The organism is Rhizobium giardinii bv. giardinii H152, from assembly GCF_000379605.1.
In the GTDB taxonomy this organism is placed as follows: Bacteria; Pseudomonadota; Alphaproteobacteria; order Rhizobiales; family Rhizobiaceae; genus Pararhizobium; species Pararhizobium giardinii.
In genome coordinates, this window is the sequence record NZ_KB902579.1 from 556,232 (window position 1) to 580,547 (window position 24,316).

24 protein-coding genes and 1 tRNA gene are annotated in these 24,316 nt (G+C 60.6%); 18 read left to right on the forward strand and 7 right to left on the reverse strand.

The features are described 5' to 3' along the window. Positions 1-92 precede the first annotated feature (92 nt). From A3AY_RS0106255 to A3AY_RS0106265, 3 genes are all read left to right on the forward strand, one after another. Positions 93-1,346, forward strand: a complete 1,254-nt coding sequence (locus A3AY_RS0106255) for an SAM-dependent methyltransferase (RefSeq protein ID WP_018324834.1) — start codon at positions 93-95, stop codon at positions 1,344-1,346. 139 nt (positions 1,347-1,485) lie between these two features. Beyond that, complete coding sequence (locus A3AY_RS0106260) at positions 1,486-1,848, forward strand: SMR family transporter (RefSeq protein ID WP_018324835.1); 363 nt, start codon at positions 1,486-1,488, stop codon at positions 1,846-1,848. Continuing rightward, positions 1,835-2,161 carry an SMR family transporter gene (locus A3AY_RS0106265; protein ID WP_018324836.1) on the forward strand — a complete coding sequence of 109 codons (327 nt, stop codon included), beginning with the start codon at positions 1,835-1,837 and terminating at the stop codon, positions 2,159-2,161. Before A3AY_RS0106260 ends, A3AY_RS0106265 begins: the two co-directional genes overlap by 14 nt. On the opposite strand, the gene A3AY_RS0106270 is transcribed toward A3AY_RS0106265, so the two are convergent. Beyond that, positions 2,149-2,991, reverse strand: coding sequence for an SDR family NAD(P)-dependent oxidoreductase (locus A3AY_RS0106270; protein WP_018324837.1), 843 nt, complete (start codon positions 2,989-2,991; stop codon positions 2,149-2,151). The genes A3AY_RS0106265 and A3AY_RS0106270 overlap by 13 nt on opposite strands. 396 nt (positions 2,992-3,387) lie before the next feature. Between A3AY_RS0106270 and A3AY_RS0106280 the strand changes: the two genes are divergently transcribed. From A3AY_RS0106280 to A3AY_RS0106300, 5 genes are all read left to right on the forward strand, one after another. Continuing rightward, on the forward strand, positions 3,388-4,428 hold the full coding sequence (locus A3AY_RS0106280) for a cysteine synthase A (RefSeq protein WP_018324839.1): 1,041 nt from the start codon (positions 3,388-3,390) through the stop codon (positions 4,426-4,428). 7 nt (positions 4,429-4,435) lie between these two features. Beyond that, positions 4,436-5,179, forward strand: a complete 744-nt coding sequence (locus tag A3AY_RS0106285; protein WP_018324840.1) for an alanyl-tRNA editing protein — start codon at positions 4,436-4,438, stop codon at positions 5,177-5,179. A gap of 15 nt (positions 5,180-5,194) precedes the next feature. Next, positions 5,195-6,049: a 3-mercaptopyruvate sulfurtransferase gene (gene sseA, locus A3AY_RS0106290; protein ID WP_018324841.1), complete on the forward strand. Its 855-nt coding sequence runs from the start codon at positions 5,195-5,197 to the stop codon at positions 6,047-6,049. A 5-nt stretch (positions 6,050-6,054) separates the two neighbouring features. Then, positions 6,055-6,621, forward strand: a complete 567-nt coding sequence (locus A3AY_RS0106295) for a GNAT family N-acetyltransferase (protein WP_051108312.1) — start codon at positions 6,055-6,057, stop codon at positions 6,619-6,621. A gap of 79 nt (positions 6,622-6,700) precedes the next feature. Further along, entirely contained in the window at positions 6,701-7,171 is a 471-nt protein-coding gene (locus A3AY_RS0106300; protein ID WP_018324843.1) for a DUF1203 domain-containing protein, read from the forward strand. Between the two features lie 55 nt (positions 7,172-7,226). On the opposite strand, the gene ald is transcribed toward A3AY_RS0106300, so the two are convergent. Beyond that, positions 7,227-8,345 carry an alanine dehydrogenase gene (gene ald, locus A3AY_RS0106305; protein WP_018324844.1) on the reverse strand — a complete coding sequence of 373 codons (1,119 nt, stop codon included), beginning with the start codon at positions 8,343-8,345 and terminating at the stop codon, positions 7,227-7,229. Positions 8,346-8,503: 158 nt separating this feature from the next. Between ald and A3AY_RS0106310 the strand changes: the two genes are divergently transcribed. Further along, positions 8,504-8,962 (forward strand): Lrp/AsnC family transcriptional regulator, encoded by a 459-nt coding sequence (locus A3AY_RS0106310; RefSeq protein ID WP_018324845.1) that lies wholly within the window; start codon positions 8,504-8,506, stop codon positions 8,960-8,962. 21 nt (positions 8,963-8,983) lie between these two features. Here A3AY_RS0106310 and A3AY_RS0106315 read toward each other — a convergent pair whose 3' ends face one another. After that, the gene (locus A3AY_RS0106315; protein ID WP_026203168.1) at positions 8,984-10,237 is read right to left on the reverse strand and encodes a GGDEF domain-containing protein; all 1,254 of its coding nucleotides are present in this window, start codon (positions 10,235-10,237) and stop codon (positions 8,984-8,986) included. 147 nt (positions 10,238-10,384) lie between these two features. Beyond that, positions 10,385-10,696 carry an HlyU family transcriptional regulator gene (locus A3AY_RS0106320; protein WP_018324847.1) on the reverse strand — a complete coding sequence of 104 codons (312 nt, stop codon included), beginning with the start codon at positions 10,694-10,696 and terminating at the stop codon, positions 10,385-10,387. A 105-nt stretch (positions 10,697-10,801) separates the two neighbouring features. Here A3AY_RS0106320 and A3AY_RS0106325 point away from each other — a divergent pair, with 105 nt between their 5' ends. Beyond that, on the forward strand, positions 10,802-11,692 hold the full coding sequence (locus A3AY_RS0106325) for an alpha/beta hydrolase (RefSeq protein ID WP_018324848.1): 891 nt from the start codon (positions 10,802-10,804) through the stop codon (positions 11,690-11,692). 26 nt (positions 11,693-11,718) lie between these two features. Here the strand turns inward: A3AY_RS0106325 and ilvA are convergent, their stop codons facing one another. Beyond that, positions 11,719-12,966, reverse strand: a complete 1,248-nt coding sequence (gene ilvA / locus A3AY_RS0106330) for a threonine ammonia-lyase (RefSeq protein ID WP_018324849.1) — start codon at positions 12,964-12,966, stop codon at positions 11,719-11,721. 236 nt (positions 12,967-13,202) lie between these two features. Between ilvA and A3AY_RS0106335 the strand changes: the two genes are divergently transcribed. Continuing rightward, a complete protein-coding gene (locus A3AY_RS0106335; RefSeq protein ID WP_234913045.1) occupies positions 13,203-13,760 on the forward strand; it encodes a hypothetical protein in 558 nt (185 codons plus the stop codon). Between the two features lie 12 nt (positions 13,761-13,772). Here A3AY_RS0106335 and A3AY_RS0106340 read toward each other — a convergent pair whose 3' ends face one another. After that, positions 13,773-14,528: a competence/damage-inducible protein A gene (locus A3AY_RS0106340; protein ID WP_018324851.1), complete on the reverse strand. Its 756-nt coding sequence runs from the start codon at positions 14,526-14,528 to the stop codon at positions 13,773-13,775. A gap of 419 nt (positions 14,529-14,947) precedes the next feature. Here A3AY_RS0106340 and A3AY_RS0106345 point away from each other — a divergent pair, with 419 nt between their 5' ends. Then, complete coding sequence (locus A3AY_RS0106345) at positions 14,948-15,190, forward strand: DUF2188 domain-containing protein (protein WP_018324852.1); 243 nt, start codon at positions 14,948-14,950, stop codon at positions 15,188-15,190. A 332-nt stretch (positions 15,191-15,522) separates the two neighbouring features. On the opposite strand, the gene A3AY_RS0106350 is transcribed toward A3AY_RS0106345, so the two are convergent. After that, positions 15,523-15,783: a hypothetical protein gene (locus A3AY_RS0106350; protein ID WP_112852767.1), complete on the reverse strand. Its 261-nt coding sequence runs from the start codon at positions 15,781-15,783 to the stop codon at positions 15,523-15,525. Positions 15,784-16,056: 273 nt separating this feature from the next. Here A3AY_RS0106350 and A3AY_RS0106355 point away from each other — a divergent pair. The 6 genes from A3AY_RS0106355 (at position 16,057) to A3AY_RS0106380 (ending at position 24,170) form a co-directional block, all read left to right on the forward strand. Beyond that, positions 16,057-16,141 (forward strand) — tRNA-Leu (locus tag A3AY_RS0106355). Positions 16,142-16,182: 41 nt separating this feature from the next. Then, the gene (gene gpt, locus A3AY_RS0106360) at positions 16,183-16,680 is read left to right on the forward strand and encodes a xanthine phosphoribosyltransferase (RefSeq protein WP_018324854.1); all 498 of its coding nucleotides are present in this window, start codon (positions 16,183-16,185) and stop codon (positions 16,678-16,680) included. A gap of 213 nt (positions 16,681-16,893) precedes the next feature. Continuing rightward, positions 16,894-17,478, forward strand: a complete 585-nt coding sequence (locus A3AY_RS0106365) for a hypothetical protein (protein ID WP_026203170.1) — start codon at positions 16,894-16,896, stop codon at positions 17,476-17,478. 673 nt (positions 17,479-18,151) lie between these two features. Beyond that, the gene (locus tag A3AY_RS0106370) at positions 18,152-21,952 is read left to right on the forward strand and encodes a vitamin B12-dependent ribonucleotide reductase (protein ID WP_026203171.1); all 3,801 of its coding nucleotides are present in this window, start codon (positions 18,152-18,154) and stop codon (positions 21,950-21,952) included. Positions 21,953-22,144: 192 nt separating this feature from the next. Beyond that, positions 22,145-23,764, forward strand: a complete 1,620-nt coding sequence (locus A3AY_RS34550; RefSeq protein WP_018324857.1) for an SAVED domain-containing protein — start codon at positions 22,145-22,147, stop codon at positions 23,762-23,764. Positions 23,765-23,966: 202 nt separating this feature from the next. Beyond that, a complete protein-coding gene (locus tag A3AY_RS0106380) occupies positions 23,967-24,170 on the forward strand; it encodes a heavy-metal-associated domain-containing protein (protein ID WP_018324858.1) in 204 nt (67 codons plus the stop codon). Positions 24,171-24,316 lie beyond the last annotated feature (146 nt).

Here is a 24,316-nt window from a genome sequence, read left to right on the forward strand (position 1 = left end):
CAGGCCGAATTTTCTCATGAAATCAACGTTGGCGACCCGGCGAAAATGAGGTTACTTTATGGCGAGAGCAATGATTGTCGAGGATCTGTCGTATGAATGCAGCAGACACCTGTTATTGCGAGCCGAAGGATGGCGAGCGTCTTTCCGCTGAAAATCTAACGCGGATCATCAAGGGTCTGCCGGCCAAGGCGCAGATGGTGCTGCGCGGCCTCGTACACATGCAGGCCGGCTGCCTGAAGCTGACACTGCCCGATAGCCGCAAGGTCGTCGTCAAGGGCAAGACAGAGGGGCCGGTCGCCTCGGTTACCCTTCACAACTGGAACATGCCACAAAGGGCCCTCAGCGGCGGGACCATCGCCGTTGCCGAAAGCTATATGGACGGTGACTGGGACAGCCCGGATGTCGGCGCCTTTCTCGAACTTTTCCTCGTCAACACCGATGTCGGACGCAATTTTTCCAATGGTGCCCGCGGCGTGCTGCGGCTGGTCGAAAAATTTCGCCACTGGATGAATGCCAATACGAAGACTGGCTCGAAGCGGAACATTTCCGCCCACTACGACCTCGGCAACGCCTTCTACAAGGAGTGGCTGGACCCGACCATGACCTATTCCTCGGCCCTCTATTCGACCGGGGCGAGTGATCTGCAATCGGCGCAGCGCGCCAAATACCGGGCGCTTGCCGATGCTGCCGGGATCAAGGCCGGTCATCACGTGCTTGAGATCGGCTGCGGCTGGGGTGGCTTTGCCGAATATGCGGCGGGCGAGATCGGCTGCAAGGTAACCGGTCTTACCATCAGCCGCGAGCAGCTCGCCTTTGCCAACGAGCGGATGAGGAATGCCGGACTGTCGGATAAGGTCGAGATCAAGTTCCAGGATTATCGCGACGAAAAGGGGCTCTACGACAGGATCGTCTCGATCGAGATGTTCGAGGCCGTCGGCGAAAAATATTGGCCGGCCTATTTCTCGCAGTTGCAACGCTGCCTGAAACCGGGTGGCAAGGCCGGTCTGCAGATCATCACCATCAAGCCGGAGGCCTACCGCGAATATCGCGCCAATCCGGACTTTATCCAGAAATATGTTTTCCCCGGCGGCATGCTGCCGACGCGTGAGCATCTGATCGACCTTGGCCGCAAGGTCGGCTTGAAGATGAGCGGCGACTTCGGCTTCGGCCTCGACTACGCGCGCACGCTCGCCGAATGGCGTCAGCGCTTCTGGAGCGTCTGGGACAAGGTCGAGCCGCTTGGCTTCGATGCCCGCTTCAAGCGCCTATGGGAATTCTATCTCTTCTATTGCGAGGCCGGTTTCCGGGCAAGGAACATCGACGTCCGACAGATCGTCTACGAATGAGAGTATCGCCGGCGGTGCTCCGCCGCGGGATTCTTCTATCTTCTATCCAGCAACAAAGCCGTCGCCATGGCTTTACCGCCGATGCCCGGACGCTTATGCAGGCAGCATCTTTTCAATCGACCGTTCCAAAGGGGATGACGTGCGTCTTGCATGGGTTTTTCTGGCGCTCGCCATTGCCACCGAAGTTATCGGCCTGACCGTGATGAAAGCGGCATCGTCCAGCGGCGGCGCCTGGGGCTATGCCGTGATGTATGCCTCCATCGCCCTCTCCTATGTCTTTCTCGCCAAGGCGGTGAAGACGATTTCGGTCGGCGTCGCCTACGCGATATGGGAAGGTTCCGGAATTGCGCTGATCACCCTGGTTTCCGTTTTCGTCTTCAATCACGTGCTGAGCAATCAGGAGATGATCGGCCTGCTGATGGCGGTCGGTGGCATCGTTCTCGTCAATGCCGGCGAAGTCCACGACGAAGAGGACATGGAAGTGGCCGATGACCGCGTCTAACGTCTATTTCCTTTTGGCGGTGCTGGCGGGTGTCCTGGATGTCGCAGCCAATCTGGCGTCCACCAAGTCCAACGGGTTTGCGCGCCGCGGCTGGGGCGTTCTGTCGATCCTGCTCGTGCTTGCAGCCTTTGCGCTGCTGGTGGAAGCGGTCAAGGGCATGGAACTGGCGATCGCCTATGCCATTCTCGGCGCAACCGGGATTTTCGGGACGGCGATCTGCGGCCGCATCCTGTTCGGTCAGAAGTTGAAGCCGATCGGCTGGGTCGGGCTTGTCCTCGTCTTCGGCGCGGTTGTCGTCCTTCATACGGCCTGAGGGTCGCGTGTCATCGCTTTTGCGGCGGGACGCGGCGTCACAAGCGGCCGGTCTTTCCATCCGGTCAGCCTGTTGAGGAGCCAGAAATAAGCTCCATAAGGCAGGAACCTGAGAAGCTTCACCATATAGGTGAAGCGCTTCGGAAAGGTGATTTCGAAACCCCCTGATTTCAGCCCCGAGACGATGCGGTCAGCCGCTTCTTCGGCGCTGATCAAGGCCGGCATCGAAAATGTATTCTTTGCAGTCTCCGCGGTCGCAACAAAACCCGGATTGATGACCTGGAGGCGGATGCCGGCCTTGTCGAGGTCGAATTTCAGGCTCTCAGCCATGTTGATCAAGGCGGCCTTCGTCGCGCCGTAGGCGGCACCGGTGGGCAGGCCGCCATAACCCGCAACCGCGCAGACGATGGCAATCTGCCCGTGCCCCCTCGCCTGCATGTGGCGCACGGCGGGCAAGAGGCAATTGACGGTGCCGTGCAGGTTGACCGCAAAGGTCTTCTCGAAATCCTCGCGATGCATGTCTTCCCCGTGGACGGGGATAGAAACGCCGGCATTGAGCACCGTCAGCGCCATGGCGCCATGTTCGTATTCGATGGACGCGAGAACGCGCTCCATGTCGCGCGGATCGGTGACATCGCCGTCGAGCACGATGATCTTTCCAGGACCTGGCGCTTCGCGCTGAAGCTGCACCAGCTGTTCGTGGTCTCGGGCCGTCACGGCCACGTCGAAGCCGTCTCTTGCCAGGCGCAATGCCAATGCGCGGCCAATACCCGAACTCGCCCCCGTGACCCAAGCCAAACCCTGCTCGGGATGTGCAACAAAATCGGTCATGGGCGTTCCTTTCGCGGTCCACGCCACTCGGAAGGCGCGGAGATCACAAAACAATACGTTTCGAAATGCAGTTTGTTCCCCCATTCGGGCCATTCGACGGCAGGCAGCCGATTCGCTCAATCTGGCGGTCAGATCCATGCCGCGGATGAGCAGCCTCTGCGTCCGACCAGCGTCAAGGGTTCTGCAAGCAGCGGGCAATTTTTGCCCGCGACGGCATCCAGATGAAACACTTTTTCTTGCTTCACCCCGCGCTCCAGCTCAAAAGACGCTAGGATTCCGGCATGTTGGATCGCGAACGCCGAAAACGGCTGATGCGGTTTGCACATGTCCTGCTAAAATCATCGAAAGCTCAGGCCGCAGCCTGACACAACAGCTCCGCAGCCAAGAGGTTCGCTCATGTCCGTTCTGCCCTCCGTTCTCGACGCCATCGGCAATACGCCGCTGATCCGCCTCAAGGGCGCGTCCGAGGCAACCGGCTGCACCATCCTCGGCAAGGCTGAATTTCTCAATCCCGGCCAGTCGGTGAAAGACCGGGCGGCGCTGTCGATCATCCGCCAGGCGGAAAAATCGGGCCAGCTCAAGCCGGGCGGCGTCATCGTCGAAGGCACCGCCGGCAACACCGGCATCGGTCTTGCGCTGGTGGCACAGGCGCTCGGTTATCGCACCGTGATCGTCATTCCGGAAACGCAGAGCGAGGAGAAGAAGGACGCGCTGAGGCTGCTCGGCGCCGAGCTCATCGAGGTCCCGGCCGTTCCCTACAAGAACCCCAACAACTATGTGAAGCTGTCCGGCCGTCTCGCCGCCGAACTCGCAAAGACCGAGCCGAACGGCGCGATCTGGGCCAACCAATTCGACAATGTCGCCAATCGCGACGCGCATGTCGAAACGACTGCGCCGGAAATCTGGCGCGACACCGACGGCAAGGTAGATGGCTTCATCTGCGCGGTCGGTTCCGGCGGCACGCTCGCGGGCGTTGCGCTCGGCCTGAAGTCGAAGAACCCGGACATCAAGATCGGTATTGCCGATCCGGAGGGTGCCGCGCTCTATAACTACTACGCCCATGGTGAGCTGAAAGCCTCGGGCGGGTCGATCACCGAGGGCATCGGCCAGGGCCGCATCACCGCCAACCTCGAAGGGTTCACGCCGGATTTCGCCTATCAAATCCCGGATAGCGAAGCCATTCCGCTCGTGTTCGATCTGATTGAAAACGAAGGCATCTGCGTTGGCGGCTCCACCGGCATCAACATTGCCGGCGCCATGCGCCTGGCAAAAGACCTGGGTCCGGGACATACCATCGTGACGATCCTCTGCGACTATGGTAACCGCTATCAGTCGAAACTGTTCAACCCGACGTTTCTGAAGTCCAAGGGCCTTCCCGTTCCGGCCTGGCTGACCAGGAATTCCGGAATAACGGTACCATACGAACCCGCCGGATAAGCATCTCATGATGACGACTGCCCTTTTTCGCGACGATTTCTACCTTTCGACGACAGAGGCGATCGTTACGGGAATAAGGGAAGACGGCGGCATCGAGCTCGATCAGACCTGCTTTTACGCAACGTCGGGCGGCCAGCCCGGCGACAACGGTTTTTTCGAGCGCGCCGACGGCGGACGCATCGAAATCGCCACGACGCGCAATGGCGACACCAAGGACATCATCATCCACGTTCCCGCTGCCGGTCAGCCGGTTCCGCTGGTCGGCGAAAAGCTGGTTCTGCATATCGACTGGCCGCGCCGCTACCGGCTGATGCGCATGCATACGGCCTGCCATCTTCTTTCTGTCGTCTGCCCGTTTCCGATCACCGGCGCTGCCGTCGGCGAGGAGGAAAGCCGCGTCGATTTCGACATGAGCGAAACCATCGACAAGGATGAGGTGACGTCGGCACTGATGAGGCTCGTCAACGAAAACCACCCCGTCTATCTGCAGTGGATCACCGACGCCGACCTTACCGCTAATCCCGACATCGTCAAATCGAAGAACGTCCGCCCGCCGATCGGCCTCGGCCGCGTCAGCCTCGTCTGCATCGGTGAGAATTCCGCGGTGGACAGCCAGCCCTGTGGTGGCACGCACGTATCCGAAACCCAGGAAGTCGGCTCCGTCTTCATCGCCAAAATTGAAAAGAAGGGTAAGGAAAACCGCCGTTTCCGCATCCGGTTCGGCACGCCGGAAACCGCGCCCGTCCTTTGACCGGAGAATAGAGCAATGAGCGAACAGAAAAGCGCCTTCGTCCTTTCCGCCGATTGGCTGGAACAGCGGCTGAACGATCCGACCGTCAAGATCATCGATGCATCCTGGTATCTTCCGGCACAGAAGCGCGATCCGAAGGCGGAGTATGCCGCCGCGCATATTCCGGGGGCAGTGTTCTACGATCAGGATGCCATCGCCGACCTGACGAGCGGCCTGCCGCACACCGTCCCCTCGCCCGCTGCCTTCGCCGATGCCGTCGGCAAGCTCGGCGTCAGCGAAACCGACACGATCGTCGTCTATGACGGCCCGGGCATCTTCACGGCGCCGCGCGTCTGGTGGCTGCTGCGCACCATGGGGGCAAAGTCGGTCTTCGTGCTGGATGGCGGCATGGACGGCTGGAAGGCTGAAGGCCGCCCGATGACCGCGGACGTCCCGGCGCCGGTTGTGGTGAAATTCCAACCCCAGTTCAACGCCGCGGCCATCACCTCTTTCGCCGAGATGGTCGACATCGTCGCCACCGGCAAACGTCAGATAGCCGATGCGCGCGGTGCCGCCCGCTTTACCGGCGACGAAGCCGAGCCAAGGCCCGGCATGCGCTCCGGCCATATGCCGGGCGCAAAAAGCCTCCCCTCCGGCGTCTTTTCCACCGGCGGCAAGCTCAAGTCGCTCAGCGCGCTACGGGAAACCATCGAATCGGCCGGCATCGACCTTGAAAAACCTGTCGTTACCACTTGCGGTTCGGGCATCACCGCGGCGATCATCATGCTCGCGCTGCAATCATTGGGCCATACGGACAATAAGCTCTATGATGGGTCCTGGTCGGAATGGGGCAGCCGGGCGGATACGCCGGTGGTGACGGGAAAAGAGTGATCGCAATGATCGAGGAACAAGCTAGAGAGCCGCTCGCGGTGCGCGTCACCGAATTGGAAATGACGGCAGCGCCGAAGCAGAGCCTGCCCGTACCGGTCAACATCCAGACTGCGATCATGCGCGTGCCGGAAATCCCCTTGCCGTTCTACCGCTTTCTCTATCTGCAGGTCGGCCGGCGCTGGAGCTGGGTCGATCGGCTGCGGCTGAGCGATGCGGAACTGACTGCCGTTCTGCATGACAAGCGCAATTCCGTGACTGTCCTATACGTCAACGGAGCGCCGGCCGGATTTTTCGAGTTGCTGCAGGTCGACGAGGATAATGTCGAGCTTTCGCACTTCGGAATGTTCGAGCGCGCGCTCGGCCTTGGGCTGGGAAAGTGGTTCCTGCTGCAGACGCTTTACGCCGCCTGGGGTTCCAATCCGAAGGTCGTCCGTGTGTCGACCAACACGCTCGACCATCCTCGCGCGCTGCAACTCTACCAGCGCTTCGGCTTCTCTCCGGTTTCGACCCACGATGCGACGGTGCAGCCGCTGAGCGACGAAGAATTGCTGGCGCTCGCCCGGAGTCTGTAAGCAGCTGATTCGGCAAGAATCGGGTGTCGTGAGCGGCCAACGCATGGCATTCCTCCCGCATGGAACAGGAGGAGCCCCGATGACACTGCGTTACAAACCAATGCCGAGCGACCTCGCCGCACGCTACCGCCGCCGCGAACCGGATGCCTATGGCCTGGTGCCCGAGCTGCATGTTTCGGATGGCGATGGCATGCCCTGCCGCCATTGCCTTGCCAACATCGCCGCCGGCGATCCCTACCTTATCCTTGCGTACCGGCCCTTCCCGACACTGCAACCCTATGCGGAAACCGGCCCGATCTTCCTGCATGCGGAAGAATGCGACGCCTATGCGGGCGGCGAGGCCGTTCCGCCGATCCTGATGACCAGCAAGGATTATCTGCTGCGCGGCTATGATGCCGACGATCGCATCGTCTATGGCAGCGGCGCAGTGACGCCGGTCGATGAACTCGATGCCCGCGCTGCCGAACTGCTCGAGCGTCCGGAAATCGCCTATGTGCATGTCCGCTCGGCCCGCAACAATTGCTATCAGTGCCGCATCGAGCGCGCATGAAAACGGGGCCGAAAATCGCCGGCCCCGCCATAGTCCGTGTCGCCTATGAATGAGGTCAGGCGATTTTGAGGACGGCTTCCGGCGCATGGTTTTCGTAGCCGAGCGCCTCGGCAACCGCCTTGTTCGTCACGCGGCCCTTGTGGACGTTGAGGCCCGCGCGCAGGTGCCGGTCCTCGGCAATCGCCTTCAGGCCGCGGTCGGCAAGCTGCAAGCCATAAAACAGGGTGGCATTGTTCAAGGCCTGGGCCGAAGTAATCGGAACGGCGCCCGGCATGTTGGCGACGCAGTAATGCACGATGCCATCGACTTCGTAGGTCGGATCCGAATGTGTGGTCGCATGCGAGGTCTCGAAGCAGCCACCCTGGTCGATGGCGACATCGACGATAACGGCGCCCTTCTTCATGCCGGACAGCATTTCACGCGTGACGAGCTTGGGTGCAGCCGCACCCGGAATGAGCACCGCGCCGATCACCAGGTCGGCTGAGAAGACTTCCTCTTCCAGAGCATCGATGGTCGAAAAGCGCGTATGCACGCGGCCGGCGAAGAGATCGTCAAGCTGCCGCAGACGCGGAATGGAGCGATCGAGAATGCTGACATCGGCGCCGAGACCGGTCGCCATGCGGGCCGCATGCAGACCGACGACGCCGCCGCCGATCACCGTGACCTTGGCCGGCAGCACCCCCGGCACGCCGCCGAGTAGGATGCCGCGACCGCCATTTGCCTTTTGCAGCGAGGTCGCACCGGCCTGGATCGCCAGGCGCCCGGCGACCTCCGACATCGGCGCCAAAAGCGGCAGCCCGCCGCGCTCGTCGGTCACCGTCTCATAGGCGACGGCCGTCACGCCGGAATTGAGCAGCCCCCTGGTCTGCTCCGGATCCGGAGCAAGATGCAGGTAGGTATAGAGAATCTGACCGTCGCGAAGCTGCGCCCATTCCGAGGGCTGCGGCTCCTTGACCTTGACGATCATGTCGGATTTTTCAAAGACGTCCTTGGCCGTAGCCGCGATCTTTGCGCCCGCTGCGCGGTAGGCATCGTCTTCCGCGCCAATCCCTGCGCCAGCCTTGGTTTCAATGATCACCTCGTGGCCATGCGCTACATATTCCCTCACCGATCCGGGTGTCAGGCCGACACGATATTCATGGTTTTTGATTTCCTTCGGGCAACCGACACGCATTTCGCGTTCCTCTCGTTTTCGGCCTTTGGCCGTTGCAGTTTCTATCTGCATAGAAAAACAGAAAGCATGTCGCATGTCCTTGCAAAGATGCCGATTTTTAGCATAATGTTTCGAATATTCTTGCGTATAGACGTCAAAATTCGAAGAAAGTTCGACGAATGTCGATAGATGCAATCGATGCTGCGATCCTGCGGATTCTGCAGCAGAATGGCCGGATCGCCAATGCGGAACTTGCCGAGAAGGTGGGGCTATCCGCTTCCGCCTGCTCGCGCCGGGTCGATATCCTCGAAAAGACCGGTGTCATCAGCGGCTATCACGCGCGCCTGTCGCACAAGGCGCTTGATTACCGCATCATGGTCATCGTCCACATCTCGCTGTCGGGCCAGTTCGCCAAGACGCTGACGGAATTCGAGGCCGCGGTGAAACTCTGCCCGAACGTGCTGGTCTGCTATCTGATGTCCGGTGAATACGATTATATCCTGCGCGTCGCCGCCAAGGATCTGGAAGACTACGAGCGCATCCACAGGGACTGGCTCTCCGCCCTGCCGCATGTCGTCAAGATCAATTCCAGCTTCTCGCTGCGCGAGATCATCGACCGGCCGAATGTCGGCGTCTGAGCGCGATTCTTGAGGCTATGGTCAGACGTTTCCGACCACGCAATTTCGCCCTCTGCGCTTCGCCTCGTAGAGTCGCGCATCGGCCTTCGATAGAAGGTCCTGTGCCGCGGCACCGTCGACAGGCGTCGAGGCGATGCCGATGCTCACTGTGACCGCGGCGCGATCCGCAGTCACCACATCCGCCGCCACGCGGTTGCGCAGATCCTCGGCGCGAAGCAGTGCCCCTGCATGATCGAGGCCGTCGCACAGCACCACGAATTCCTCGCCGCCGTAGCGAAAGAAATAATCGCTTTGGCGCAGACCGGATTGGATCGCAGCAGCAATCGCCTTCAGTACCTTGTCGCCTTCGAGATGGCCGAACCGGTCGTTGACGCTCTTGAAATGATCGGCATCGATCATGATGAGGCTGACGACACCGCCAGAGGCCGCCGCATTTCGGATCAATCTCGGCGCTTCGAACTCGAACCGGCTGCGGTCTAGCACGCCGGTCAGCATGTCGCGGCCGGATTTCGACAAGAGGTCTTCGTAGCGCTCGCGGAAGGTCAGCGTGTTGAAGATGTCGCCGATCGGCTGCCGGGACACGAACGGCTTGGAATGGCTCGAGAAATGCATGTATGCGCCAAGCATCGTGGCGTAGAAGACGGCAGCTCCCATCTTCGCGAACCAGCCACCCCAGAACACCTCGGCCGGCGCACCGTTCAGCGCGTGCAGCGCCATGTAGAATCCGGCCTGGTCGAAGGTCAGTACGACAATCCCGCAGAGCAGGAAGCGCAGCGTGAGGAAGCCGCGAACCCAGCGCCCGAGGCGCTCGTATAGAAGAATGATCAGCAGCGAGTCGAGGTAAAGCAGCAGCGTTCCCCACAGCATCAGCCAGCCCATCTCGTCGATGAAGGCAAGGTCGGCCGTCCGGTTCGGCACGACCGTTACCGTCTCATGCATTTGGAGGAGCAGGCTGAGTGCGACCGTCAGGAAGTTGCCCGCCAGCAGGCCGTAGATCGGCTGGCGCACCGTTGCCGCATCCTCCTTCAGGTAAAGCAGCAGGATCATCATCAGTTTGCCGGAGAAAAGCACCGCCGAGCCCGGTGAAATGACGCCGAAGGGCAATTGCACATAGAAGACGGCCGCGAGATAGGTCTCGATGAAATGCAGAACGCCGAGGGCCGCAATGAAGACGCCGATACCGAGCAGATGGCGCAGGTGCAGCAGCGTGATCATGACCGCGACGTAGACAAGACCTTCGCAGAGAAAAAGAAGTACATTGGTCATCGACAGCAAGCGCCCGGATTTAATCCCGCAAACCGTATAAATCGTAAATTTAAAGAAACGTTTACCAAGCCCGCCAAGGGCCGGTGGCGCAACCAGTAGTTACCCAGGTTTAACCCGGAAGAGATTTGGCAGCTCGCCTGTGGAGAGCCCGGCCGTTTAGACCTGCCGTCTATCGGCGTCGTCGGCGAACAGCGAAGGGCCGTGCTGGTCGATGATCTGATGCGCCTTGCGCAGGGTCGCATCGATCACATCCTGTTCCGAACTGAACAGATCGGCCCGGATGAAGGTCCGCACGCGGATGACGCCATCGACGTCCTTCTCGATGGAGCCGGCGAGCCTGAATTGCGCGCCTTCCTTCTGTGGCGTCGCCCGAATCAGGCAGTCACAATAGGTTTCCGTCTTCGCGGAGGATGCAGCGGACTCCGCTTTGGAGCCGCCACCGAACAATTTTGACAAGAACGAAGCCATGCGGAAGACTTACCATGGCAAACAAACCTGTCAAAGGCTAAGTTCGACGCAGGCGGCGGTCCCGTTGCTGGAGGGAGTACGTGGGATGGCAACGGCTTTGCCCGCATGATGACCAAACCTTTTGCCGTTGCCCCGATCGACGATATCGAAGCGCGGCTCGCCGCGGCAGAATCGGCGTTTCCCGACATCCGGCCCGGCCTTGCCAAGGAAATCGTCTGGCTCGACCCTGCCGGCAAGAGCCGCACAGCCCTCGCTGTCACCTATATCCATGGCTTTTCCGCCTCGAAGGGCGAGGTCCGCCCCCTGCCCGATCTCGTGGCGACCGCGCTTGGTGCCAATCTGTTCTACACCCGTCTTGCCGGACATGGTCGTAGCCCCGACGCAATGCCCGAGTGCTCCGTCGAGGCGTGGAAAAAGGACATGGCGGAAGCGCTCGATATTGCCAAGCAAATCGGCGAAAGAACGCTGATCATCGCGACCTCCACCGGCGCCTCGCTCGCCACCTGGGCGCTCTCCCAGCCCGGATTGTCCGCCTCTGTTGCCGGCGCCGTTTTTCTCGCGCCGAATTTCAGGATCAGGGGGCGCGGCGCCGGCCTGCTGACGGCGCCGTTTGCCGCAGCGGGTGCGCGCCTTCTCCTTGGACCGCGGCGCGGCTTCGTCCCGTCGAATGCGCTCCATGCCGCCTATTGGACGAACGACTACCCGGTCGCCGCCCTCTTGCCGATGGCGGCACTTGTCCGCCAGGTCCGCGACCTACCGTTCGAAAGGATCGCGACGCCGGTTCTCTTCATCCATTCGCCAAAAGATCAGGTCGTCGATCCCGTTGAAACGGCAGGCATTGCCAGGCGCTGGGGCGGCCCGGCAACGCTGCTCGATCCCGGCGACATCGGCGACCCGTTTGGTCACGTCATCGCCGGTGACGCCCTGTCGCCCAAGACGACCGCAGCGATCGCCGCCGACATCATAAAGTGGTTTAACAATATCTCCCAACCATAAAATATCGCAGGAAAAATACGGTCCGGTTAAATCACCAGATTGGCCAGGATCTCGTTGTCCGTGATATCCTGATAGCGCAGCCCGGCGGCGTCGAAAGCAGCCTTCAGCCGGGGAAAATTCTCCGGATGCTTGGTTTCGATGCCGATCAGGATCGAGCCGAAGTTGCGTGCCGATTTCTTCAGATATTCGAAGCGGGCGATGTCGTCCTCTTCGCCGAGCAGGCCGAGAAAATCCTTGAGCGCGCCGGGACGCTGCGCCATGCGGATGATGAAGTATTTCTTCAGGCCCGTATGCCGCATCGCCCGTTCCTTGACATCCGGCAGGCGTTCGAAATCGAAGTTTCCCCCGGAGACCACGGCAACGACGGTCTTGCCCTGCAGTCTGTCGCGCCCCAGCGCCTCCAGGGCCGTGATCGACAGCGCGCCGGCCGGTTCCAGCACGACGCCCTCCACATTCAGCATATCGGTCATCGTCACGCAGATGGCGTTTTCCGCCAGCAACAGCACCTGGTCGACGGAAAAACCCTTCAATGCCGCGAAATTGAGATCGCCGATCCGCCCGACCGCCGCGCCGTCGACGAAATTGTCGACCTGGTCGAGCGTCGCCACTGAGCCCGTCTCCAGGCTGCGGCGCAGGCTTGGGGCGCCCTCCGGCTCGCAGAAGACAAAGGATTCGGGGGCGATGACGCCCTTGAGGTAACCGGTCATCCCGGCCGAAAGGCCGCCACCGCCGACCGGCATGATCACCAGATCGGCCATTGTGCCTTCGGGCAATTGCTCCAGGATTTCGGCCGCGACCGTCGCCTGCCCTTCAATGATGTCGGCATGGTCGAAGGGCGGCACCATGACGCCGTCGATCTTTTCCACATGATCGCGCGCCGCCTGGTAGCACTGGTCGAAGAAATCGCCGACGAGCCGGATGCTGATGAACTCGCCGCCGAAGATCATCGTCTTGTCGATCTTCTGCTGCGGCGTCGTCACCGGCATGAACACGACGCCCGGCACGCCGAAATGCCGGCAGACAAAGGCGAATCCCTGGGCGTGGTTGCCGGCCGAGGCGCAGACGAAGGTCTTGCCCGTACCACCGGCCTCGATCACCTTGCGGAAGAAGTTGAACGCGCCGCGGATCTTGTAGGAGCGAACCGGCGAAAGATCCTCGCGTTTCAGGTAGATCGCCGCACCGTAGCGGGCGCTCAGGTGCTCGTTGAGCTGCAGCGGGGTTGCCGGGAACAGAGTGCGCAGTGCCTCGACGGCGTGATCAACGTCCTGCTTCATGGAATGCGGTCTTTCGCTCGGGTTCGTGTCGCCATGCCTATGCCACAACGCATGGCGCGAAACCACAGCTATTCGCATTAAGTATACCGTAATTGTCATATTTGAAAGTCGGATGCCCCTCGCCTTGACACCCGCCTGCAAATCCCGAAAATCCGTGACGGACGCAGATCGTGGGGGAGACAATGCGCACCGACGAACGAAAGAAGGCGCCGATGATTGCGGTCCGCGTGGGCCTGATGCTGGCGCTGTTGTCCGGACCGGCTACGGCCGGTCAGCTTGCGGACGCGGCCACCAAAGCCGAGGCCCTGGCGGCATCAGGCGATGCGGTCGGCGCTCACGATGTGATGCGCACCGCAATCAGCGATTTTTCTGCGACGCTTCCCTTTTCCATCGGCAAGGCGGTGTTCGTCGCGGCTGACCCGGCGGGATACGCCATGTACGATCCGAAGCCCGATGCGCAGTTCAACCCCGGTGAAGCGCTCGTTTCCTATGTCGAGCCCGTCGGTCTGAGCTGGAAACCGGCAGCCGCGGCCGGCAAGCTCCAGACGCATTTCACCGTGGACATGGACCTCGTGAGCGCCTCTGGCGAAGTTCTGTCCAGCCAGAAGGCCCTTGGCACTTACACGTTTACCAGTTTTTTCCGCAACCAGGAGATATACGCGCTGGTGACCACCGACGTCAGCGGCGCTGCGGCGGGCGACTATATCCTTCGATTCCATTTCAACGATCTGAACAGTGGCAAGACCGCCAGCGTCGACCAGAAATTCACCATCGCGGCGCCTCAGACACCGTAGGCAATCAATGCGTTACGCGCCTTTCTTAGCAGCTGCGATCTTTTCGATCATCGCTCGGACATCCGCCTCTGCCGCATCGAGCAGCGCCTCGTCTCGCGCGCGGATGACCAGGTCTGTCGAAAAAGACTTGCCGTCGAATTTCGGATAGGAGCCGATGCTCGTCATCGGATGAGCCTTCTGTACCTCGCCCAGCGGGCCACCGATATCCCCCTCGCCAAAGGGTGACAGCACCGAGCGCGACTTGACCTTCGTGCCGGCCTCGAGTTGCGGTAAAAGCGCGTCCAGCATGGCCTGGAAGACCTGCGGCACGCCGGCCATGACATAGACATTGCCGATGATGAAGCCCGGCGCCGTCGAAACCGCATTGGGGATATGCCGGGCGCCGTTCGGCATGCGCGCCATGCGCCGCCGCGCGTCGGTAAACTCCATGCCGCGCCGCTCATACATAGCGCCGAGCAGGCGCATTGCCTCCGGATCATGAACGCATTCGACACCGAACGCCCGAGAAACCGCGTCTGCGGTGATGTCGTCATGGGTGGGGCCGATGCCGCCGGAAGTAAAGACATAGTCGTATTGCCCCCGCAGGGCGTTCAGGGCTGCGACGATCGCCGGCTCGTCGTCGGAGACGATACGCACCTCCTTGAGATCGATGCCGGCAATGGTCAGCATATCGGCGAGATGGCCGATATTCTTGTCCTTTGTCCTGCCCGACAGCAATTCGTCGCCAATGGCGAGCATGGCGGCAGTGACGATTTTTTCGCTGGTCATCGGCAAGTCCTGTTCGGATCGTTCAATTGAAAGTCGCGACGCTTACCCTTCGGGCTCTGACGGCAACCTGCAAACTGATAAATCCGATGTCCAGCGGCAATCAAGCGGAATTGCCGAAAGAGCCGCGACGTGATCAAGCTTTCCGACGGCAGGGCAGCTACGGGGAGACGTCAGGACTGCCCATGCAGGACCCTCCGACTTTCATGACGACTACCAAGCCGTTGCCGGTTCTCGAGCCCGGTCAGTCGGAAACTACCAAACGACGCGACTTTCGTGCTACCTTGGGCTGCCCGGACGCAAATGGAAAAAACCTGCGACCCGCATTTCGGCTATTGGAACAGCGCCTGCATGGGCTGTTCCGTCCGGTCATGCCGAGGCCGCCAAGGCAATCGAATGCGGCGCGCTCCAGGGAGTAAGACATGGCCAGAGTGGTATATGCGATCGTTGAGCATGATGGCGGATGGGCCTACAAGCTTGCCGACGTCTTTTCCGAGACCTTTCCAACCCGCGACATGGCTTTGGCGGCGGCAAGGGCCGTCGCCGCCGAACAGCAGGTCGGCGGCGATGACGAGGAAATCAGCTTTCAGGATCCAAGCGGCCTCTGGCATTTCGAACACGCCGATGGCGGCGATCGTCCCGAAGCGATCGTCGAGGACAAATAGCCCCACTCATCGGGTGGCAACAGGCTCAGCATCGCGAGGCATGCCGGAAGGGTGGAGCCCCTCTCCGGTCCCGAAGAGGGGCGTATTTTTAGGTGCTAAAAATGCCGAGTTTCCCTCCCTCGGCATAGGGATTAAAGCCGCAAAGGCCCGCCGCAGCAACTGAAACCACTTGTTAACCTTCATGCGTAGGGTTAACCGCGCCGCCGGTTGCCGGCGGGCGGAAGTGTCCTGCGGATCAGCCCCGAAGTCTCGGTAAAGCCGGATCATTGTCGGTCGTTTTGGCGATCGCAAGCTCGGGCTGCGCCATGTGCCGCGGAAGATGCTGGAACTGCTCAGAAAGGCATGTCCCCGTCCAGCAATCCCGCCTGGCGGAACCACCGGTCGACGCTTGCCTGCACGGCCGCTTTGGCCTCATCCAGAGTGTCGGCGGACTGGAAGTCATAACGCGTCGTGCCGTTGCAGCCGGAAACCATCCATTTCCAGGCTCTCTGACCGTCATGCTGCAATACGTAGGCCAGCTGATGCTCCCCGAGCATGCCGGCATAGGAGCGATTTCGGATTGGCTTCCATGTCAGTGGGATTTCCTGCAACACCGCGACCGTGCCTCCATGTTTCCTGGCAAATCCGAAATATAGGTCGCCCGTGGAACAGGGATAACCCTGTCGTTTAAGGGGTTTTTCGATTCCGGCATGGCTAATTGGTCGAACACACTTTCATTGGGCGACGCATCACGCGGATCTGATCGGCCCTGGTGGCGCGCTGCCCCGCAGGCGACATGTCCCGCAGGATAATTCCCCGCAGTCCGTCAGGGAAGCAGCAAAACATTCGCTTGACGAAATCAGCCAAGTGTCTGAAAGGAAAAACACGCGGACGTGGCGAAACTGGTAGACGCAAGGGACTTAAAATCCCTCGGAGCAATCTGTACGGGTTCGACCCCCGTCGTCCGCACCACTTCCCGAACACAAGATGCCGCCATCAACCGGAGCTTCGCAATGTCACTTCCCGATAAAGCATTTCCCGTTTCCTGGGACCAGTTTCACCGCGATGCGCGTGCGCTCGCTTGGCGCCTTGCCGGCAATGGCGGCGAATGGAAGGCGATCGTCTGCATCACCCGCGGCGGGCTCGTTCCGGCGGCAATCGTCTGCCGCGAACTGAACATCCGCCTAATCGAGACGGTGTGCGTTGCTTCCTATCACGACTATGACGCGCAGGGTGAGATGTATGTGCTCAAGGGCATTTCGGAGGAGTTGAAGGCCGATGGCGGGCAAGGCGTACTGATCATCGATGACCTGACCGATACCGGCAAGACGGCCGCCGTGGTGCGGGCGATGCTGCCGAACGCGCATTTCGCCGCCGTCTACGCCAAGCCGAAGGGCCGGCCGCAGGTCGACACCTTCGTCACCGAAGTCAGCCAGGACACCTGGATCTATTTTCCCTGGGATATGGGTTTCACCTATCAGGAGCCGATTGCGAAAGGCTCCCGCGGCTGAGACCAAATGCACATTTGGGGCCTTGATACACCGCGCTCACGCGGGCGCGGGACTTATTTGTTTATTCATGAGTAATATAGCATGTTAGCTATTTTTTGAGTGATTTGAGCGCATAGATTGAACCATCCGGCGCCGCGATCCGCTGCGGTGGTGGGAATCCGAAGCGCAGGCCGGCAGGCGCGCAACGGATTCGTTGAGAGAGGACGAACCATCATGCGGATGACGCTCGTTTTGGTCGCGGTGGGTACAGGCGTCTGGTCGTTACCGGCCACGGGCTCCGTGGCCGGCGACGTTCACGTTGAACCGGTCACCGCCTATGTCGAGGCCAATGTCCGGTCGTGGGTAGAGGATTCCGTCATTGTCGAAGCGCTGAAGGATCACAACGAACGTCATGCGCATCTGTCACAGGCCGATATCGATCGCATGGATGCCGAGTGGCGCATCCAACGGTCGAGCGAAAGGCACCCGTTGATCGATTCGGTGGCGGATACGGCGCTGTCGAAATTTCTCAAGGCCAAGCAGGCAGCCTCGGGCGGTGCCATCACCGAAATCTTCGTGATCGACGCCAAGGGCCTCAGCATCGGCGTGAGCGAGCCCGGTTCCGATTATTGGCAGGGCGACGAGCCGAAATGGCAAAAGACCTACCCTGCCGGCAGCGGCACGCTGTTCGTCGATCGGGCGGAGAAGGATGAATCGACCCAGACGCTGCAGTCGCAGGCAAGCTTTACGGTGTCCGATCCGCAGACACACAAGCCGATCGGCACGCTCACCGTCGGCATCAATCTGGACGCCCTGTGACGGGCCAAGGACCTTGGAGACGCAAGGTTAGCGAGCGGACGTTCAAACGCCGGCCGCCTGCCCGAATCAGTTTTTCCCCAGCGCCATAAGAAGGTTCGTTTGGCTATGGCGGATGATCGCTATGGTCAATTCTTACCCGCAAATTTTTCGGAAATCCGCTTGCCTCTAGTGGAACCGTGGCAACCAAGTCGACGAAGCGCCTGATTTTGCTGGGTTTGGTTTCTGTCCCCGTTTTCCACAGGGCGCGCACACAACATCTGGTGTTCACAAATACGCCGCAAACCAGCCCTTGACGGAATCGGGTGCGATGCCGTTAATGGATTTCACGTTGCGGCGTCAGCGGGACCGGACACATTACGAGGCCGGTTCATTTCAGAAAAAATCGTTTTGGTTCAGGCAGTCCGGTGAAAGATCGCCGGCCGCGACGGTTATTTTTTGTGATTGCCCCTGATGCCAAACACGTCACAAAAAGCTGGCGTAAAGAAGTTGTTAATACTATATTTAGTATTTGCAGCCAAAATCAGCACAAGATACAGGATAACCCGAGACGGGTTTCCCACATGAACGCGGAAACAGAAGCTGGCTGCGCAATAACGCTCGCGGCCGGACGGGGACATTTTTGTCCGAGCGCTTCGGCGGTTCGGGCATGCGGCAAACAAAGGACAAGGGACAGATGCAGATCGAACGTCGTTTCACCAAGGCCGGCCAGTCGGCCTATGCCGAGATTGAATTCCGCAAGGCCGTCAGCGAGATCAAGAATCCGGATGGCTCGATTGTGTTTCGCCTGGCGGACATCGATGTTCCCGCGCAGTTCAGCCAGGTCGCGGCCGACATTCTGGCGCAGAAATATTTCCGCAAGGCGGGCGTTCCGAAGCACCTGAAAAAGGTCGAGGAAAATTCCGTTCCCTCCTGGCTGTGGCGCTCCGAAGCCGACCTTGCCGCAATGAAGGATCTGCCCAAGGAAGAGCAGTACGGCTCCGAAACCGACGCCCGCCAGGTTTTCGATCGCCTGGCCGGCACCTGGACCTATTGGGGCTGGAAGGGCGGCTATTTCGCCTCTGAAGACGATGCGCTCGCCTTCCGCGACGAACTCGCCTACATGCTTGCCACCCAGCGCGTCGCTCCCAACTCGCCGCAGTGGTTCAACACCGGCCTGCACTGGGCCTATGGCATCGACGGCCCCGGCCAGGGCCATTTCTATGTCGACCCCTTCACCGGCAAGCTGGTCAAGTCGAAGTCGGCCTATGAGCATCCGCAGCCGCATGCCTGCTTCATCCAGTCGGTCGGCGACGACCTCGTCAACGAAGGCGGCATCATGGACCTGTGGGTGCGCGAGGCCCGCCTGTTCAAATACGGCTCCGGCACCGGCTCCAACTTCTCCTATCTGCGCGGCGAAGGCGAAAAGCTGTCGGGCGGCGGCAAGTCGTCCGGCCTGATGTCCTTCCTGAAGATCGGCGACCGCGCTGCCGGCGCCATCAAGTCGGGCGGCACCACGCGGCGCGCCGCCAAGATGGTGGTCGTCGACATCGACCATCCCGATATCGAGGAATATATCAACTGGAAGGTCAAGGAAGAGCAGAAGGTCGCCGCCCTCGTCACCGGCTCGAAGATCGTCGCCAAGCACCTGAAGGCGATCATGAAGGCCTGCGTCAATTGCTCCGGTGACAACGACGCCTGCTTCGACCCTGCCGAGAACCCTGCCCTGAAGCGCGAAATCAAGGCGGCCAAGAAGGACCAGGTTCCGGAAAACTACGTCCAGCGCGTCATCCAGTTCGCCAAGCAGGGCTACAAGGACATCGAGTTCAAGACCTACGACACCGACTGGGATTCGGAAGCCTACCTCACGGTCTCCGGCCAGAACTCCAACAACTCCGTCTCGCTGAAGGACGATTTTCTGCGCGCGGTGGAAAATGATGGGGACTGGAACCTGACCGCCCGCAAGGACGGCAAGGTGATGAAGACGCTGAAGGCGCGGGATCTCTGGGAATCGATCTCCTACGCCGCCTGGGCGTCGGCCGATCCGGGCCTGCACTTCAACACCACGATGAACGACTGGCACACCTGCCCGGCCGCCGGCCCGATCCGCGCGTCCAATCCGTGCTCGGAATACATGTTCCTCGACGACACGGCCTGCAACCTTGCCTCGCTGAACCTGCTTCAGTTCAAGGACGCCGCCACCAAGAACATCAACATCGCCGACTACGAGCATGCCGTGCGCCTGTGGACGCTGGTGCTCGAAATCTCGGTGATGATGGCGCAGTTCCCCTCGCGCGAAATCGCCGAGCTCTCCTATGAATACCGCACGCTCGGTCTGGGTTACGCCAATATCGGCGGCCTCTTGATGTCTTCGGGCATTCCCTACGATTCGAAGGAAGGCCGGGCAATTGCCGGTGCGCTGACCGCCATCATGACGGGCGTTTCCTATGCGACCTCGGCGGAAATCTCCGCCAAGCTCGGCCCCTTCCCGGGCTTCAAGCCGAACCGCGACAACATGCTGCGCGTCATGCGCAACCATCGCCGCGCCGCCTTCGGCGAAACCCAGGGCTATGAGAAGCTCTCGGTCGAGCCGGTTGCCCTCATCCACGGCGATTGCCCGGATGCCGACCTGATCGCCCATGCCAAGGCGGCCTGGGACAAGGCCGTGGCACTCGGCGAGCAGCACGGCTACCGCAACGCCCAGGTCTCCGTCATCGCGCCGACCGGCACGATCGGCCTCGTCATGGATTGCGACACGACCGGCATCGAGCCCGATTTCGCCCTCGTCAAGTTCAAGAAGCTCGCCGGCGGCGGCTACTTCAAGATCATCAACCGCGCCGTTCCCGAAGCGCTGCGCACGCTCGGCTATTCGGAAAGCCAGATCGCCGAGATCGAGGCCTATGCCGTCGGCCACGGCAACATCAACCAGGCGCCCGGCATCAACCCCGGCTCGCTGCGGGCCAAGGGCTTTACCGACGACAAGATCGAGGCGATCAACGCCGCCACCAAAGCTGCCTTCGACATCAAGTTCGTCTTCAACCAGTGGACGCTCGGCGCCGACTTCCTCAAGGGCACGCTGAAGGTCTCGGACGAGCAGCTCACTGATATGAGCTTCAACCTGCTCGAGCATATCGGGTTCTCGAGGAAGGACATCGAGGCCGCCAACATCCATGTCTGCGGTGCGATGACGCTGGAAGGCGCGCCGTTCCTCAAGAACGAACACCTGCCGGTCTTCGATTGCGCCAATCCCTGCGGCAAGATCGGCAAGCGCTATCTCTCGGTCGAAAGCCATATCCGCATGATGGCGGCCGCCCAGCCGTTCATCTCGGGCGCGATCTCCAAGACGATCAACATGCCGAACGAGGCGACCGTCGAGGATTGCAAGGCCGCCTACATGCTCTCCTGGAAGCTGGCGCTGAAGGCCAACGCCCTTTATCGCGATGGCTCGAAACTCTCCCAGCCGCTTAACGCCTCGCTGATCGAGGACGAGGACGACGAGGATGCGATGGAGGATTTCATCCAGGCCCCGGCCGCCGCACAGGCTGTCACGGTCACGGAGAAGATCATCGAGCGTGTGATCGAGCGGGTCACCCGCGAGCGTGAAAAGCTGCCGAACCGCCGCCAGGGCTATACCCAGAAGGCGATCGTCGGCGGTCACAAGGTCTATCTGCGCACCGGCGAATTCGGCGACGGCCGCCTTGGCGAGATCTTCATCGACATGCACAAGGAAGGCGCCGCCTTCCGGGCGATGATGAACAACTTCGCCATCGCCATCTCGCTCGGCCTGCAATACGGCGTGCCGCTGGAAGAATATGTGGAGGCCTTCACCTTCACCAAGTTCGAGCCGGCCGGCATGGTGCAGGGCAATGACGCGATCAAGAACGCCACGTCGATCCTCGACTACGTGTTCCGCGAACTCGCCGTCTCCTACCTCAACCGCCACGACCTCGCCCATGTCGATACGTCCGACTTCTCCAACACGGCGCTCGGCAAGGGCATCCAGGAGGGCAAGACCAACCTGATCTCGACCGGCTGGACCCGCGGCCACAAGCCGACCCTCGTCTCCGGCGGCCAGATCGACCGCGCTTCCGGAGAGCCGAAGGGGGCTGCAACCGCTGCTCCGGCCAAAGCCTCCGGCGGCGCCAACGTCACCGCCTTTGCCGGCTCCGCCGCCCGCAAGCTCGAGCCGGTCGCCGCCGTCTCGACCTCCGAAATCGTCGCCTTCAAGCGCGACTACGAGGAACGCGCCGCCGAACTGGCCGAGGAGATTGTCGAAGAGGCCGAACCCGACGTGACCGCCCTCTTCTCCGACAAGGCCGCCGCCGAAGCCGCCGCTGCCAAGTCCGACGCCAAGAAGCTGGAGGCCGAACGCCGCATCCGCTCGATCGCGCAGGGCTACACCGGCAACATGTGCTCGGAATGCCAGAACTTCACGATGGTCCGGAACGGGACTTGCGAGAAGTGCGACACGTGTGGAAGTACAAGTGGGTGCTCCTGATTACTCATCGTACTCCATACTGTGGCGCGACAAGGAGTCTGACACGGCGACATGTTGATGACATAAATTATGTCCGGCGAATTTTTCCGGACAACCATTTGAACAGAAAATCCATTCCGCCGACCCGAAAAGTCGGCGGAAATGGCCAAAGGAACAAAACAGGAATCAAACAGAAGGTGTGAAGCATTCGAAATGGCAGACGCAGTGATCGCAAATTGGGACGGCCACGATTACCAGGCCCGCTTTTTCTGGGTGCATGCTTCAGGCCTTCGAAACAACGAAACGAAGTACGTCGTGGAGGTCTCATATGAGACTGACGGACCGAAGGGGTTCGACGACGTGGTTGTCCGCTACAGTCCGGGAAAGGCGTCTCGCCGACCGTTCTCCGTGGAGACCGCGCATCACCAAATCAAATTCCACGTAACCCGTGCCGGGCGTTTCGGGTTCAAAGACCTAATCGCTCCGCAATTCATTGGCGCGGAAAAGTTTTCGATTCTACAGCGGCTCAAGGACGCGGTGGCAAAAGCTCCGCCGAACTCCACCTTCACCCTGATCACCACCGACCGTGTTCTCGACAACGATCCATTGGTGAAGCTAATCGCGACTGCGGACAACGGGATCGATGTCGGTAAGCTCGCGGTCGGCAAAACCGAGCGAAGCGAAATGGGCGAGGTCCGCGCGCTCTGGCGGAAGCACCTCGATCTCGAGACAGACGAGCAGCTGTTCGCGATACTCGAAACCTTTCACGTCAAGGAAGGATATCTATCGCTGGATGATATGCGGACGCAAGTCGACTTGCATTTCCAGATCGTCGGGCTATCCGCAGGCGGGAACAGCTTGGACTTCCCGCGAGATGGCGCTGCCCGCGCGCTGAAGACTGCACAGCGAAGTGTTCTTACCCGTGATAGGTTCGAAAAGTTCTGCCGCGAACAGGGCTGGATCAAATCCGAACAGCCCGAGGACCGGAAGAACATTTCGATCCGTTCGTTCAGCGACGGCCCGACCGACCACCTCGATGCTGCGCCTGAGAACACGCTCTCCCTGCTTCATCACTTCGACGTCCGCCATCTCCAGCCCGGTGCAGACTGGAACGCAGACGTGCGCCCCGCGATCGAGGGCTTTCTCGAGCGCGTCCGGGTGACCGACAAGAATATCCGCCTGTTCCTCGACACCCACTCGTCGGTGGCATTTCTCGCGGGCGCGTTGTTGGGCTTCAAGACGAACACCCATGTCGAGATCAATCAAAAGGGACGCGGTCCGACAAGCGTCTGGCGGTCGGACGACGGGAAGACGGGTCCCCTGGCCAATACGGATATTGTCCAAGTCGGCCCGGGCGACGATGTCGCCGTTGTCGTCGGACTTTCTCGCAACGCCCTTGCGGATGTTCAGGATTATGTCGCCAAGAACATCGCCACTGTCGGTCGTATCCTGAACGTCGTTCCGGAAAACGGCCTGGGCACGTTCCTCGTCCTCGGCTTCACCCTGCACAACATCACCGAGGGCATCGGCATCGCCGCGCCTATTCTCAAGGTCAAGCCAAGCCTGCTTTCCTTTGTCGGACTTGCCCTACTTGCGGGCGGCCCGGCAGTGCTCGGAATCTGGACCGGAAGCCTCGCCTATGCGCCACAATGGACCGCGATCGCGCTTGCCGTCGGCGCGGGCGCGATCGCCCAGGTAATCGTCGAAGTCTGCGGTCTCATGGGCCGTTCGAATGGCCACGGCATCAAGGCACTGCTGGCACCTGCGTCATTCGGCGGCTTGGCAGCAGGTGTTGCCTTCATGTACGTGACCGCCATGCTCGTCAAAATCTGACGCGCCGCCACACGTGCAGTGCAACAATATGCAAACGCAGGCGCTTCGTGGATGAGATTCACCCGCGGACATGGCCGCAAGCCGTTGTTATCCCTTAGGGACAGGGGAAACGCGACATCGATTACATCCCGAAAACTTCCCCTTGACCCTCCTATCGTTGGAAGCCCCATATCAAGGCAACACATCGAAAGGAGACATCAAGATGTATGAGTTCGATATCCAGAACATGACCTGCGGCCACTGCAAGGGCACGGTCGAAAAAGCCATCAAGGCGGCCGATCCGGCTGCCGTCGCGACCGTAGACCTTGCATCCAGGAAGGCGACCGTCGAAACGACGCTGGACCCGGCCCTTATCGGCCAGGCGATCGAGGACGCCGGATATCCGGTGTCGTACGCAAGACGTTGACATGGCACACGGCCGTCCCTGTTTCCCTGAGGCGGCCGTTATCCGGGCACTTTGTAGCCGCGCAGCCTGTTGTACGTCTCGATCTGGGGCTGTGTCAGAATGTCGAGCAGCATCAGGTGTGCCGACAGGTGGACGAAACGCAGTCT

Excerpts from the sequence above, each read along its gene's own strand:
- A3AY_RS0106265 (WP_018324836.1), top strand. The coding sequence starts at position 1,835 with ATGACCGCGTCTAACGTCTATTTCCTTTTGGCGGTGCTGGCGGGTGTC.
- A3AY_RS0106280 (WP_018324839.1), top strand. The coding sequence starts at position 3,388 with ATGTCCGTTCTGCCCTCCGTTCTCGACGCCATCGGCAATACGCCGCTG.
- A3AY_RS0106295 (WP_051108312.1), top strand. The coding sequence starts at position 6,055 with ATGATCGAGGAACAAGCTAGAGAGCCGCTCGCGGTGCGCGTCACCGAA.
- ald (WP_018324844.1), bottom strand. The coding sequence starts at position 8,345 with ATGCGTGTCGGTTGCCCGAAGGAAATCAAAAACCATGAATATCGTGTC.
- A3AY_RS0106380 (WP_018324858.1), top strand. The coding sequence starts at position 23,967 with ATGTATGAGTTCGATATCCAGAACATGACCTGCGGCCACTGCAAGGGC.
- A3AY_RS0106340 (WP_018324851.1), bottom strand. The coding sequence starts at position 14,528 with ATGACCAGCGAAAAAATCGTCACTGCCGCCATGCTCGCCATTGGCGAC.
- ilvA (WP_018324849.1), bottom strand. The coding sequence starts at position 12,966 with ATGAAGCAGGACGTTGATCACGCCGTCGAGGCACTGCGCACTCTGTTC.
- A3AY_RS34550 (WP_018324857.1), top strand. The coding sequence starts at position 22,145 with ATGGCAGACGCAGTGATCGCAAATTGGGACGGCCACGATTACCAGGCC.
- A3AY_RS0106300 (WP_018324843.1), top strand. The coding sequence starts at position 6,701 with ATGACACTGCGTTACAAACCAATGCCGAGCGACCTCGCCGCACGCTAC.
- sseA (WP_018324841.1), top strand. The coding sequence starts at position 5,195 with ATGAGCGAACAGAAAAGCGCCTTCGTCCTTTCCGCCGATTGGCTGGAA.
- A3AY_RS0106370 (WP_026203171.1), top strand. The coding sequence starts at position 18,152 with ATGCAGATCGAACGTCGTTTCACCAAGGCCGGCCAGTCGGCCTATGCC.
- A3AY_RS0106320 (WP_018324847.1), bottom strand. The coding sequence starts at position 10,696 with ATGGCTTCGTTCTTGTCAAAATTGTTCGGTGGCGGCTCCAAAGCGGAG.
- A3AY_RS0106255 (WP_018324834.1), top strand. The coding sequence starts at position 93 with ATGAATGCAGCAGACACCTGTTATTGCGAGCCGAAGGATGGCGAGCGT.
- gpt (WP_018324854.1), top strand. The coding sequence starts at position 16,183 with ATGTCACTTCCCGATAAAGCATTTCCCGTTTCCTGGGACCAGTTTCAC.
- A3AY_RS0106270 (WP_018324837.1), bottom strand. The coding sequence starts at position 2,991 with ATGACCGATTTTGTTGCACATCCCGAGCAGGGTTTGGCTTGGGTCACG.
- A3AY_RS0106345 (WP_018324852.1), top strand. The coding sequence starts at position 14,948 with ATGGCCAGAGTGGTATATGCGATCGTTGAGCATGATGGCGGATGGGCC.
- A3AY_RS0106365 (WP_026203170.1), top strand. The coding sequence starts at position 16,894 with ATGCGGATGACGCTCGTTTTGGTCGCGGTGGGTACAGGCGTCTGGTCG.
- A3AY_RS0106335 (WP_234913045.1), top strand. The coding sequence starts at position 13,203 with ATGCTGGCGCTGTTGTCCGGACCGGCTACGGCCGGTCAGCTTGCGGAC.
- A3AY_RS0106325 (WP_018324848.1), top strand. The coding sequence starts at position 10,802 with ATGATGACCAAACCTTTTGCCGTTGCCCCGATCGACGATATCGAAGCG.
- A3AY_RS0106310 (WP_018324845.1), top strand. The coding sequence starts at position 8,504 with ATGTCGATAGATGCAATCGATGCTGCGATCCTGCGGATTCTGCAGCAG.
- A3AY_RS0106285 (WP_018324840.1), top strand. The coding sequence starts at position 4,436 with ATGATGACGACTGCCCTTTTTCGCGACGATTTCTACCTTTCGACGACA.